This is a genomic window from Roseibium sp. RKSG952 (assembly GCF_009711355.1).
The window spans coordinates 1-11,265 of record NZ_SMMF01000810.1 but is presented as its reverse complement, the minus strand read 5'-3'; the positions used below and the strand labels follow the sequence as shown (position 1 = coordinate 11,265).

Here is an 11,265-nt window from a genome sequence, read left to right as displayed (position 1 = left end):
CCTGTGAGGCAGCAGTAAGACCAATCCCTCTTGGGGGATTGGCAGCAGCCGCTAAAGTAGGAAGCCCCGTCCTTCAGGGCGGGGCAGTCACATCTTTGAGGGTGGCAAGGTCTGAATGAGGCGTCGAGCTGACATGTCATTGTCTTCGACGGGGATTGCAAGCGAGGACAGGTACTCCCCAAGGCCTTCATATTCAGTGAGTTGCACTGCTCTTGTCAAATGGCGCAGGTATTCTCCCTTGTCAACCACATCCCATCGAATAGAGATTCCAGCCCTGCGGGACATTTCAGAAAAGACCGTATTGAGGCTTCGACCGTTTCCATCCATGAAGGGATGGTTGAACGCCAACTCCCCATACACATAATCCATATTTTCCCTGAAAAAATCACCGTCCTCAGCCTTGGCGAATACGACGGCAGCTTCCTCCTCGATCATTCGAACCGTGTTAAAACGGACATTTGCCCTTTCAACGTCAAGCGCGCGTATTTTTCCGGCCCACGGATAGATATCACTGAAAAGGACTGCATGGGTTCGTCGCCATGCCCTCAGATCAATCCGCTGTTCGCGTGAAAGTATGTTCAGAGCACGAGGCATGTTTGCCTCGATGGAGAATTTCTCCAACCGCTCGAGTGTCGTTTGGTCTTTCGTCCCGAATTTGTTTCTCAGTATACCGCGGCTCGAAAAATCACCGAACGGATCCCACGCCATAATCAATCTCCTGCTGATCATCTGTTTCAGCAGGCGAGGCGGAACGTAATTCGGAGCTATAATCGATGACCAGCCGATATCCCTCATCCTTGGATATGACGCCTTGCTTCGCGAGGGATGCGATCAGTTCCAACGTGTCGTCTCCGTCAATCCCCTCGATCCGGCAGATTTCGCGACTGAGATAGGCGGCATAACTCTCGCGATCTATGGTCACGCCATGCTTTTCAGCAATCTCGAGAACTTTCTGGACTGTGGGAGTCATCAACGGACCTTTCGAGTGCCTCGATTTCTCAATGCCTGCATTATATCACGCAAGATGCATTTTGTCGGCGCATGTCACAAGAAAATAAACGACCATCGAATAATTGAGTTGCGTGTTCGAAGAGGACGTAGAATTGACGTCCTCCCCTGAACGCTGACACCTGGCTTTTTAACTGCGGCATCGGCAAAACGCGAGACAGCGACCTCCCGGTCGCCGTCTCATCTTTCTGTTGGTCGCTTAGTCGCCACCGCCGCTACCGCTATCACCACCGGAACTTCCTCCACCGGAATATCCGCCTCCGGAACCGGAGCCACCGAAGGATGTCACTTCAGAGGACCAAAGCGACCCGTGATCGTCGCCAGAGGCCGGCAGCGCGGCTCCGGTCGGGAGCATGCCGTCGTCCGCGTCGTAGTGATCGCGTTCGCGGGAACGACGGGACCTGTCCGAGTAATGTTTGGAAACTCCACCGCGCGCCGAGCTGGGCGACGCCCGGTGGCGTTTGCGCGATACGACACCTGTCAGCTTCCAAACCAGGAAGGCGAGTAAGACCAATGCACAGCTCGAGACGGCCATAATGTAGACAAAATCTTTTTCAGACATCAAATCTCACTTTTTCAGATGACTTCCGCTTTTCGCCACCGTCTCATCGAAGGGAAATTCCTTCTTGATCCTTCCCTCGGACTTCGATGCGTTGCCGGGCTTGACCAGCCCAAAGAGAAGGAAGAGGGCTTTGAGTCATACGGAGTTGAACCGTTATGTCGGGGACTCTGTTCTCATTTCGTCACATGAGGTTGATTTCCAGGGTCTCTGATTGAGTGCTCTCTAACCGCTGCGATAGGTTGGAATGTTTTCCCGAGTTGTTCGGCTCTGAGCAATGCGTCTAAAGCCTGTTCCCCAGCAGCAAACAGCGTTGTTCCGGTTCCGGGCTGTTCGCCAACGGATCCGTCAGGACGCTCAAACTTGACCTTCGGCGATACAAACAGGATCCCATTCGCCATATGGCAGAACTCTTGCCACCAAGGAGCCGAAGTCCGATCAGGCAAAAGAGCTATTCCATTCCCGTGGTCGAAGAATTTCCGCAACCACTTCCGTTTCGTGGATTGATGGCCGAATGGCGGGTTCATCCAAACAAAGCCGTGCCAATCTCTTTCAAGGCTGAAATTAGAGAACCAGCGTTGTGCAGGCACATATCTTGGACCTTCAGGAGGAGACGCGACATCCAAGTCAAACCGGACACCTAGAGCGTCGAAAACATAGGATGGGGTGTACCATTCGTCGCTTTCGCCTGCCTTTTCGTACTTAGCCAAGACGCGCCTCCATTTTACTCTGGGTTGCAAAACAACTGCCGCCCTCAAAAAACAGGGCGGTTAGTCTGGTGTTTGGTGATTGGGATTTGCTCCGCTTGGAGGGCTTGGGTAGCCATAGATTTATCGAGGAAGACAGCATCCTCGTTATTTCGTGCGAACCGAATGATCCTGCGGTTCCGCAGCGCTCCTGTGACAGCCCGGATGTCGTCAAAAACGGTATGAGACTACGATTGGTCATGGTGCTGATCTGCCAACCTTTGAGCATCAAATCTTGGGAGATGTGTTTTTGTGAGTTCCAACCTCGGATGACAGGGAGCCAGAAAGAGGAAAGAGACGATCAAGGGTACAAACATGAGGCTAACGGAGATGTGCATGAAGTACTCCTTCAGCATTCGGTCACTCCCTCGTTCGAAGCCCTGTTATTCGAGGCCGAGACCCGTGCACTGCATGGATCCGATCGCGATTCCGTCCGGGCACTTGGTGATCTTGCCGTTGTTGCTGAGATAGGCTGAAATGAGTTCGGCATCGGAGGGGTGCCCGGGGCGTAGTTTGATCTTCTTGCGGCGTCGCATAAAGGTCCCCTGTCTGTTCGCGTTCCTCTGCTTGTTCGCCCCGCCTTTCGCCACTGCGTTCCGTCGTGCCAGCATCTCGCTCTTTCTCCTGATAAGGATTCAGTTGACATCCCCTCTTGGGTTGCATCGAGGTAACGACCCTTCGAATCCTTTTGCAAGGGGTCTTATTTAGAATTTTGAAGGATTCACTAGCACAAATCAAGGATTCGGCGGGGTCTCACGTTTTTTTGGGGGTCGATTTTTTTCGTGCGCGGCTTCCGTGGCATCTCCCGACGGCGCGGGAACGTTCTCAGAAGGCCTAAATGCAGCGCCCGATTTCGCCAATGCTGCAACTTGACCCCGAATCTTTGTACTGGTGTAATTTTCGACTGAACTCATTTTTCCAAGGGGCCTTCATGCACAACCCGGTCGTTGCCATCGCCTTCGACACGACATCCGTTCACGCCGGTGCGGCCCTGGCCTCCATGATTTGCGGAATGAGCGAGGTCAACGAGGTCGCCTGGGAACCGGCCGAATGACTTCTCGCCGCTGCCATGCCGCTACGCTCATTTGAAAAACGCCGATCCGACGACCTGCGCAAGAGTGGAGGTCATCACGTTCGAGAACCTCGCCCGCACCGACGACATCGTTCCCGAGTCAGACAATCTTTACGGCGCGTTGTTCGACTATCTAGAGACCTTTTCGGGCCAATTGGGTCCCCGTCCGGGGGAGCGCTCGACCACCGCCCGCGACGAGCACGCCGCGGGCATCATACTGATTCGCTGCATATTCAACATTCAACATCACCGACGTCAGGATCTCGTGAGTGAACGGTTGTGGGATTCGAATTCTTGACCGATCATTTCAGTTAGAGCAGGCATAACGGATACCAAACATGGCCAACAACTCACCGCTGGTCCGCGGCACGACGAAAAAACAGGAGATTCGCGACGATCACATCGTACGTGATACTCGCCCCTTTCTCGTCAAGCTGAAGGACGGCCTCGGTTCGCCGACGAACCTCGGCGTAACCCTGCTGACGCTGGCCTTCATCGTCATCCTCTTCCCCCAGATCGGTGATGTCATGGTAGTGTTCGCCGTCCTGCTGACCTGGTGGGGCATGAAGCGCAAGGAGGAGGCTCCGCTCAAGCTCCCTGCGCAAAGCAAGGTTCTTGATCCGCATGAGATCCACCCCGGCACCGGCCGTTCCCAAGTGGCTGACGGAATTTTCTTCCTCGGAAACGACTCCCTCACGGGTAAGGAGGTATGGCTCACAAACTCCGACTGCCGCCAGCACTTCCTGGTCTTGGGAACGACCGGCGCCGGTAAGACAGAAAACCTGATCGGTTTCGCGGCGAACGCCCTGACGTGGGGATCAGGTTTCCTGTTCTGTGACGGTAAGGGTGATGTCTCCCTCTTCGCCAAGGTCTATGCCATGGCCCGCCGCTTCGGCCGCGAGGACGACCTTCTCGTGCTGAACTACATGACGGGCAACCAGGATCTCTCCGAGGGCGGCGGCAAGCTTCGATCCAACACCCTAAATCCATTTTCCACTGGCTCCTCGGACACGCTTACGCAGATGGTCGTCGGACTGATGGACGACGCAGGCGGCGACGGCGCAATGTGGAAGGGCCGCGCTACCGCGATGTTCACTGGTGTCATGCGCGCTCTTTGCTGGCTTCGCGATGCCGGGGTGATCGACCTCAACGTTTCCGAGATTCGCGATCACCTCGAGCTCAAGCGGATCATCAAGCTCGGCGATAAAAGCGCTTATCCGGACATACCGCAGCCAATCCGCAAGTCCATCGCCTCCTACCTCGGATCCTTGCCGGGCTACGTGGAAAGCAAGGGCGAGAAGCAGAGCCAGACTACGCTCGACCAGCACGGCTACCTGCAAATGCAGTTCACCAAGATCCTGGGTTCACTCGCGGACGTTTACGGACACATCTTCCACACACCGTACGGCGAGATCGACATGTCCGACGTCGTTCTGAATCGTCGAATCCTCGTCATTATGCTTCCAGCTCTCGAGAAGTCGAGGGACGAAATCTCCAACCTCGGCAAGATCGTGGTGGCAACCCTTAAGGGAATGATGGGTACGACACTCGGTTCCGAGATCGAAGGCGATTGGCAGAAGATCGTCGAAAACCGCCCGACAAACAGTTCATCCCCCTTCATCTGCATCCTCGACGAGGTTGGATACTACATGGTGGACGGCATGGATCTGATGTCGGCTCAGGCACGTTCACTCGGCTTCTCCATGATCTTCGCCGGTCAGGACATCAACGCGATGAAGTCCCTGAACGAAAAGGTCTTCGGTTCCGTTCAGGGCAACACGAACACCAAGATCATCATGAGGACGGAAGACCCGGAAACGGCGAAGATCGCTGTGGAAGGCGCAGGCAAAGCCTATCGCGCCCAAATGGGATCCTATCAGAGCCGCGTTGGCGAGATGGGCAAGTCTTACGGGGAGAATCATGAAGCCCGGCTCGAGGCCACAGACCGGATCAACGCGCTCGACCTGAAGGCCCAGTCCGAAGGTGAAATGCACATCATCCACAGCGACAAGGTTGTCCGGGCGAAGGCTTTCTACGCCGATCCTCCGTCGAGCCTCAACAAGCACGCCCTGAAGCTAAGGACGAACCACTTCATCACCGTCGAAAAGCCGATGGCGTCTCAAGTCGAAGAGGAAAACGCCATTCCTCTCATCGTCGAGCGCCTCGTCAATCCGAAATTCCAGACCGAGCTGGTAAACGACGCGAAGAACGCCCAGAAGCGTCGCGGCACGGACGAAATCGGACACATGGCCACCGTCTTCGATGCGCTTGCGAGCAAGAAGCCAATCACGGGAACAAAGAGTTCCGAGAACGCCTGCATTGCATTCGCGTCTGTCCTTAAGGCGAACGCCGACCTCAATGAGCAGTTCGCCCAGGTGGTGAGGACGTCCGCTCCCAGGGCGGACCGGAAGAGCAGGCTTGTCGAATTTGGAGACGATCCCGACACCGATCCGATCATGCGCGAAGACATGGGTCATCTCGGCTTCGACGGCTTCGACGGCTTCGCTTCTGAGGAAAGCAACTTCTCCTCCAGCGAGCCCTACATCGATGACTTGCTTCCGTTTGAGGAGGAGGACCAGAAGCCCGCGAAACGAGCAACGGGCAAACTTCGTCAGGCCCCTTCCAAGATCCGCGACGATGTCAGGCACGGGGTCGAGGTAGACGAACATGACATGTTCGACATGGCAGATCGCGTCGCCGCCAACGAAACCGTCATGAAGACGCTTTCCGCCCTCGATTTCGATGAGGCCGTAGCGACCCCGGATAGCGTCAACTCCGCCGTCGAGGAGGCAGTCAATCCCGGCAAGTCGTTCGATGACGGGATCGAGCCGGACCCATTTGACGAGGAAGCCGCGATGCGGGCGGATGCAGCGACCCGTTCCGCAGTCTCCGACTTCTTCGAAGGAATGGATGACGGCGATCAGGGTGACGACGAAGGTTCTCCGGATGTCATCAGCAAGCATCTTGCGGCCCTAATGGAAGACGAGGACGACTGATGGGGGTTCCTTAATGCCCTCTCCCTGCTCAGAGCCGTCAGATCCCGGCTTCCTTACGAGCGCAACTGAACCCGTTTCTCGTAGGGAAAGCGAAGACGCAGTGTCTGCGACCGGCGGGATTGGCTCTTCTCCAATCTTACCCCGACGTTGGCGGGTCGAAACACGACTGAAAGAAAATGTGATCACCGGAAGGAAGACTGTGAGCATTCAAATTATAGAACGCGAGCCGACGGCCGCTCCTCGCAAATCCGGCATCGGCGCCGCTATGGCAGGCGGCAAGCGAGGCGATGGAACCACCCGTCCGCGACAGAAGGACGACTGGTACCCAACGCCGGCTGAGGTAACGCAGGCTCTTCTGGGTGTACTCGATGTTGACGGCCCGGTCTGGGAGCCGTGCTGCGGCGACGGGTCGCTCGCGGAGGTGATCGCGAACGCTGGGCACGAAGTCGTCGGCACCGATCTCGTTGATCGCGGCTACGGGATGGGGCACGGTAAGGATTTCGATGTCACCCGCGCGAAGCGGCTTCTGGCCCCGAACGTCATCACGAACCCCCCGTTCAACATCGCCGCCGAGATCATCGAGCACCTGATGGGACTCAATCCCGATATGATGGCCCTTCTCCTGAAGAGCACGTACTGGCACGCCGCCGAGCGCACGCCGCTGTTTAACAGGTACCCGCCGTCCAGGATCATCTCCCTGACCTGGCGAGTGGATTTCCTTAATCTCAAGCGCCCCACCATGGAGGTTTCGTGGTTCGTCTGGGAGAAAGACCACAAGGGGCCTACCACTTACGAACTCGTCGGACGGCCCGGCGGGCCGAAGAGACGCCGCGGTCGACCGAAGGGATATTGAGTTTGCTCCCCCGTCGACCGCTTTTTCCGTTGACGGGGAATGGCATCGCTGACAGCATTTCCGTATCGAATACATGATCAGGGATTAAATTCATGGGCTTGCAGGGTAAATTCGCCGTACTTCTCAACGGACCGCCCAGATCCGGTAAGGATACGGCCTCCGAAGCCCTGATGGACGCTCTGGGATCCGATTGCGATCTTCTGAAGTTCACGCGCCCTGTGAAGGACCTGACTCACGCGCGCCGCGGTCTGGACGTTCTCCACGATCACTTCGAATCCCTGAAGGATACGCCTCTCGACGAGTTTGGCGGAAAGACACCGAGGGAGGCCTACATCGAGACCGGCGCGCGCGAACGTGCAGAGAACGGCGACGATGCTGTCGCCAACATGTTCGTCAAGAGCGTCGTCGAGAGCAAATGCGCCGTCATTCTCAACGACGATGTCGGAGGGGACATGGAGGCTGAGGCCGTCGCAAACGCGCTGGGCTTCGACCGGGTTCTCGTGATTCGCGTCCATCGCAAGGGGTGTGATTTCTCCAACGATTGTCGTGATTGGGTGAGGAGCGATAGGCTCTGTATTCACGATGTTCGCAATGAGGAGGGTCGCCGCCGAGAATTCCAATCTGAGGTAGCTGCGCTCGTTCGCGCGTTTCTGAAGAAGAGCGCCCCGGAACTCTCCGCCTTCGGGTCGCTCGATCCCATAAGGGCCGCTTGAATCAAGCGGCCACGGAATCCTGCTCCGCTTGAGCGTAGAGCTTGAGCCCCTCGATGTTGCCGGACTGCGTCAGAACGTTGTAAGCCGCTGTTTCGCAAGCAACTCTGAGTCCGAGTTCGAGACGTTCCGCATGACGGTGATCTAGGTGGATCTCATTTCTCTGGCCATCGAAGAGATTGGCCTCCAGCCATTTGCGGAACTTCGAATTTTTCGGAGGCCACGTGATCCAGACGTGCCCCATACGGCCGTGAACGCCCACCCGCTCGTTCGTTTCCGGGTCGAACACGGCGAATTGCGGGAGGGGGTTTTTGAGGAGCCAATTGTCGCCCGCTTCGTTGGCGGCATCGGTCGCCCTGTTTACTAGAGCGGCGAACATCTTCGAGGTCATTTCGTTCATGCCCTCCCGGCGCTCCTTGCGCTCCTCGATGGCCTTGTCGATGATCTCGCTTGCCTGTTGTCGAATGAGGCCGTATCCGCGCATATCCTCGCCGGTGAGACGGAGGATTGCCCTCAACTGCCTGTTCGTCGCCGAAAGCCGTCCCTGGTCGTGCAAACCGACGTTCCAGTACTTTCCACCGCTTCCGTATGATGCCATTACGTTTCTCCCGCTAAAGACCGTCGGAGACTGGCGTAAAAAGGACTTAATGTCAACTATTTGGAGGCGGCTTCGCGCGGAACCCCGTCGACCAGCCGTTTGTATTCCGGCTTCGCGTCGGGCAGGATGTGCACGATCGGTACGGCGAACGTCAGCTCTCTCTCGATGATCGAGGAAATCTCAGACCAGTCCCCGCCACCGAGTTCCGCGCCGATCAGGGGCATATGGACCTTGTCGAACCCTCCTTCGAAGCAGGTTCCCGGTACGCCCCAGTCCGAAGCGTTGTTCAGCATGCGTATGCAGGATGCGACGGCGGCATAGCTGACGTGTCGATTACCGTCGTTTCCGTAGGTGGCCTGAGTCATACAGTTGGCAATCAGGATGTCACCGCACTCCGCCCAGACGACGGAGCCGAGGACCAAGCCGCCGCAACGATGCGCACGTTCATACGCCGCCTTGGCGGACGGGAACCTCGTTGCGAGCGCCCGGGCAAAGCCCTTCCCAAACTTGCCTTTGGTATTGCATCCGTGCGCGATAACGCCAGATCCTGTTTCGAACAGGTCTCCCTCGAGATAGGTGATTGCCATGATGTCTCCTTGCGAAAGGCCGATCGTTCATTAGTTCGAGACCATCGAGCTAGGCAAGTCAATCCTCTCGCCGACCGACGCCGCGCGCCCCGATGATCCTGGCCGCCGGATGACTCCACACAGCGTCGCGATAAGACTCGACGGCCTTCGATCCGGCTTCCTCAAGGTCCGCGACCTGCCGAATTTTTCCGCCTTCGGGATCACCGCTCCAATAGGCCGTTCCATAGATATCGTGACCGTACCGGAAGCATCCGACGGGAGTCTCCGCCGTCTAGAATTTCTCTAAACCAGTGTCCTTCGACACATAAGGTTCGCAGCCGCGCCGAAGTTCCGTTCCCCGGCCCTCAGTCATCTTGACTCCCTCTTTCCGGCACTGTCAGAACCGGAACCCAGCCGAGGATCCACTCGTCCGGGAACCCGCCGTGACCTACAGGCGCGGCGACGCTCCAACCTGTGTCGAAACCACCCTCCATGACTCCTGGGTGTCTCAAGGGGACCTGAACGCCGTCCCATTGTTCAAGATTCGGTCGCGCTTCCAGCTCCTCCTTGGGGATACGGATAACGGCCCAAATAACCGTGCGGTCCTTTGGGGCATCGAGAATGTCGCGGAGAGGTGGTTGGGTAACGATGTCGAATTTGGTTTCGTTTTGCATTTGTCCGTCCCTCAGTCGAGCACCAGCACGATGCGATCGTGATCGCTCGCGCCCAACGCCTTGATACAAGCTTCTTGAATGTCGGCGAGCGATGCTGTCGTGCCGTTCATCTTGAACAACCTCGGACCCATCTCTTTGACCGTCGTTCCGTGCTTGCGGAGTTCCTCGATCATCTGTGAGAGCGTCATTGGGCGGACGGCCTTGCCCTGCCTGTTCGCGTCCGTCATAAGGGTGGAGGCCGTACCGAAATCCGTCGATCTGGGGACACGGATCTCGTCGGTCGATTTCCTGATTGGCTTAGGGAGGTCACGGCGGACCTTTCTTCGGCCCTTCAGGTCCTTGGCCATGTATCCGTGCGGAACGAAGATTACGATCTCCCCCTTGACGACCTCGACCTTAGTGGTTTGCTGCGCCAGGTGGGTGCCGGACAGTCCCAGCGTCGATGTCGCTGCTTCGAAGGAGTGCCGCGGGAAGGATCTGCCCTTGGCACCGGGAAACTTTATTCGACCGCAATCATCCTGGAAAATGACAATGGATCCGTCCTCGTTGCGCGCGCTGATCCTGGTGCCTTCGCGAAACCCGGCTTCGCGCGCGACCGTTTCCGGGATGGACACGCGTCCGTACCACCTGTCCCCGCCATTGCGGCTGGTGATCGCGAGGCTTCCCTGATTTGGCATATTACGAGTCCTTGCTTTCGACGCGATGGCTTATCCTGAATCGTAGTCCGATCATTCAGACACGCGCAAGGATTCGTGTTAAAAAAATGATCGAATCCTTGAAGTGTTACACCGCCCGACTGAGTGGCTTGACGGAGGCATGGCGCATGAAGAGGGAAGTGCACGAATTGATCGAGGCCGTACGGGGTCTCGGGCTCAGGCTTACGGGCCGCCCGTCTCCGGCAAGCGTCCGCATCGCGGGGGACCCGAAGACCTTCCCCGAGCGCCTCAAGGTCCTTCAGGAGTCTCTCGAGACCTTCGACGCCGCGTCGGCTCACGGTTCTCACGACGGACCCGATGCACCGGAGCTGTCCCCGAAGGACGACCCGGAACGTTTGAAGCAAGCTCTGGACGGACTTCTTCGCTTCGTTCAGGCAAGCGGCGGGGATCTCGATGCCGCCGTCAATGTCGTCGCTAAGGCGCTCGATATCGAGGGAAAGGCAAAGAAGAAGAGCGCCTACGTGACGTTGCCGAAATTCGCGCCGAACGGCTTCAAGAAGAAGAAGAACTTCAAGCCCAAACTCTCGATCCTCGGAGATAAGGCCTTTACCAAGCTTGAGGATCTCAGAAAGCAGGTGTTTGACGTATCAATTACGCAGGACATGCTCGGAGAGACGATTGGCAAGGAAAGCAAGCTCGCACGCAAACGCGTCGAAGAGATGAAGGCAGAGACCGCCGGGGAAATCAAGCCGCCCTCCCTATAGAAGAGAGACGTCGCACTTTGGTCACGTTGAATTTTAACGTCTTCCCCGCCCTGCGGGACGTGG

The 11,265-nt window shown here is 57.0% G+C and carries 15 protein-coding genes; 6 read left to right on the top strand and 9 right to left on the bottom strand.

The genetic code is table 11. The features are described 5' to 3' along the window. Positions 1 to 87: 87 nt before the first annotated feature. From E1297_RS07975 to E1297_RS07955, 5 genes are all read right to left on the bottom strand, one after another. Entirely contained in the window at positions 88 to 729 is a 642-nt protein-coding gene (locus E1297_RS07975; protein ID WP_209015695.1) for a Fic family protein, read from the bottom strand. Beyond that, entirely contained in the window at positions 686 to 970 is a 285-nt protein-coding gene (locus E1297_RS07970) for a hypothetical protein (protein WP_155136262.1), read from the bottom strand. The genes E1297_RS07975 and E1297_RS07970 overlap by 44 nt, the downstream gene beginning before the upstream one ends. A 237-nt stretch (positions 971 to 1,207) precedes the next feature. Next, positions 1,208 to 1,570, bottom strand: a complete 363-nt coding sequence (locus E1297_RS07965) for a hypothetical protein (protein ID WP_155136259.1) — start codon at positions 1,568 to 1,570, stop codon at positions 1,208 to 1,210. Positions 1,571 to 1,743: 173 nt separating this feature from the next. Next, positions 1,744 to 2,277 (bottom strand): DNA N-6-adenine-methyltransferase, encoded by a 534-nt coding sequence (locus E1297_RS07960; protein ID WP_155136256.1) that lies wholly within the window; start codon positions 2,275 to 2,277, stop codon positions 1,744 to 1,746. 419 nt (positions 2,278 to 2,696) lie between these two features. Continuing rightward, positions 2,697 to 2,849, bottom strand: a complete 153-nt coding sequence (locus E1297_RS07955) for a hypothetical protein (RefSeq protein WP_155136253.1) — start codon at positions 2,847 to 2,849, stop codon at positions 2,697 to 2,699. Between the two features lie 395 nt (positions 2,850 to 3,244). Between E1297_RS07955 and E1297_RS50760 the strand changes: the two genes are divergently transcribed. The 5 genes from E1297_RS50760 (at position 3,245) to E1297_RS07935 (ending at position 7,947) form a co-directional block, all read left to right on the top strand. Then, positions 3,245 to 3,367 carry a hypothetical protein gene (locus E1297_RS50760; protein ID WP_256372699.1) on the top strand — a complete coding sequence of 41 codons (123 nt, stop codon included), beginning with the start codon at positions 3,245 to 3,247 and terminating at the stop codon, positions 3,365 to 3,367. A 31-nt stretch (positions 3,368 to 3,398) separates the two neighbouring features. Further along, entirely contained in the window at positions 3,399 to 3,683 is a 285-nt protein-coding gene (locus tag E1297_RS07950) for a hypothetical protein (protein WP_155136250.1), read from the top strand. Between the two features lie 40 nt (positions 3,684 to 3,723). After that, positions 3,724 to 6,381, top strand: a complete 2,658-nt coding sequence (locus E1297_RS07945) for a TraM recognition domain-containing protein (RefSeq protein WP_155136247.1) — start codon at positions 3,724 to 3,726, stop codon at positions 6,379 to 6,381. 199 nt (positions 6,382 to 6,580) lie between these two features. After that, the gene (locus E1297_RS07940) at positions 6,581 to 7,234 is read left to right on the top strand and encodes an SAM-dependent DNA methyltransferase (RefSeq protein WP_155136244.1); all 654 of its coding nucleotides are present in this window, start codon (positions 6,581 to 6,583) and stop codon (positions 7,232 to 7,234) included. A gap of 92 nt (positions 7,235 to 7,326) precedes the next feature. After that, positions 7,327 to 7,947 (top strand): hypothetical protein, encoded by a 621-nt coding sequence (locus tag E1297_RS07935; protein WP_155136241.1) that lies wholly within the window; start codon positions 7,327 to 7,329, stop codon positions 7,945 to 7,947. A 1-nt stretch (position 7,948) separates the two neighbouring features. On the opposite strand, the gene E1297_RS07930 is transcribed toward E1297_RS07935, so the two are convergent. From E1297_RS07930 to E1297_RS07915, 4 genes are all read right to left on the bottom strand, one after another. Then, positions 7,949 to 8,542, bottom strand: coding sequence for a hypothetical protein (locus E1297_RS07930; protein WP_155136238.1), 594 nt, complete (start codon positions 8,540 to 8,542; stop codon positions 7,949 to 7,951). Between the two features lie 56 nt (positions 8,543 to 8,598). Continuing rightward, positions 8,599 to 9,129 carry a macro domain-containing protein gene (locus tag E1297_RS07925; protein WP_155136235.1) on the bottom strand — a complete coding sequence of 177 codons (531 nt, stop codon included), beginning with the start codon at positions 9,127 to 9,129 and terminating at the stop codon, positions 8,599 to 8,601. 344 nt (positions 9,130 to 9,473) lie between these two features. Further along, positions 9,474 to 9,782 (bottom strand): hypothetical protein, encoded by a 309-nt coding sequence (locus E1297_RS07920; RefSeq protein ID WP_155136232.1) that lies wholly within the window; start codon positions 9,780 to 9,782, stop codon positions 9,474 to 9,476. Positions 9,783 to 9,793: 11 nt separating this feature from the next. Then, positions 9,794 to 10,459 carry an AbrB/MazE/SpoVT family DNA-binding domain-containing protein gene (locus E1297_RS07915; protein WP_155136229.1) on the bottom strand — a complete coding sequence of 222 codons (666 nt, stop codon included), beginning with the start codon at positions 10,457 to 10,459 and terminating at the stop codon, positions 9,794 to 9,796. A 146-nt stretch (positions 10,460 to 10,605) separates the two neighbouring features. Between E1297_RS07915 and E1297_RS07910 the strand changes: the two genes are divergently transcribed. Next, positions 10,606 to 11,202: a hypothetical protein gene (locus tag E1297_RS07910; RefSeq protein ID WP_155136226.1), complete on the top strand. Its 597-nt coding sequence runs from the start codon at positions 10,606 to 10,608 to the stop codon at positions 11,200 to 11,202. Positions 11,203 to 11,265 lie beyond the last annotated feature (63 nt).

Bases quoted from the DNA above. Each gene is read 5' to 3' on its own strand.
- E1297_RS07975 (WP_209015695.1), bottom strand. From the start codon at position 729: ATGATCAGCAGGAGATTGATTATGGCGTGGGATCCGTTCGGTGATTTT.
- E1297_RS07970 (WP_155136262.1), bottom strand. From the start codon at position 970: ATGACTCCCACAGTCCAGAAAGTTCTCGAGATTGCTGAAAAGCATGGC.
- E1297_RS07965 (WP_155136259.1), bottom strand. From the start codon at position 1,570: ATGTCTGAAAAAGATTTTGTCTACATTATGGCCGTCTCGAGCTGTGCA.
- E1297_RS07955 (WP_155136253.1), bottom strand. From the start codon at position 2,849: ATGCGACGCCGCAAGAAGATCAAACTACGCCCCGGGCACCCCTCCGAT.
- E1297_RS50760 (WP_256372699.1), top strand. From the start codon at position 3,245: ATGCACAACCCGGTCGTTGCCATCGCCTTCGACACGACATCCGTTCAC.
- E1297_RS07945 (WP_155136247.1), top strand. From the start codon at position 3,724: ATGGCCAACAACTCACCGCTGGTCCGCGGCACGACGAAAAAACAGGAG.
- E1297_RS07935 (WP_155136241.1), top strand. From the start codon at position 7,327: ATGGGCTTGCAGGGTAAATTCGCCGTACTTCTCAACGGACCGCCCAGA.
- E1297_RS07930 (WP_155136238.1), bottom strand. From the start codon at position 8,542: ATGGCATCATACGGAAGCGGTGGAAAGTACTGGAACGTCGGTTTGCAC.
- E1297_RS07925 (WP_155136235.1), bottom strand. From the start codon at position 9,129: ATGGCAATCACCTATCTCGAGGGAGACCTGTTCGAAACAGGATCTGGC.
- E1297_RS07920 (WP_155136232.1), bottom strand. From the start codon at position 9,782: ATGCAAAACGAAACCAAATTCGACATCGTTACCCAACCACCTCTCCGC.
- E1297_RS07915 (WP_155136229.1), bottom strand. From the start codon at position 10,459: ATGCCAAATCAGGGAAGCCTCGCGATCACCAGCCGCAATGGCGGGGAC.
- E1297_RS07910 (WP_155136226.1), top strand. From the start codon at position 10,606: ATGAAGAGGGAAGTGCACGAATTGATCGAGGCCGTACGGGGTCTCGGG.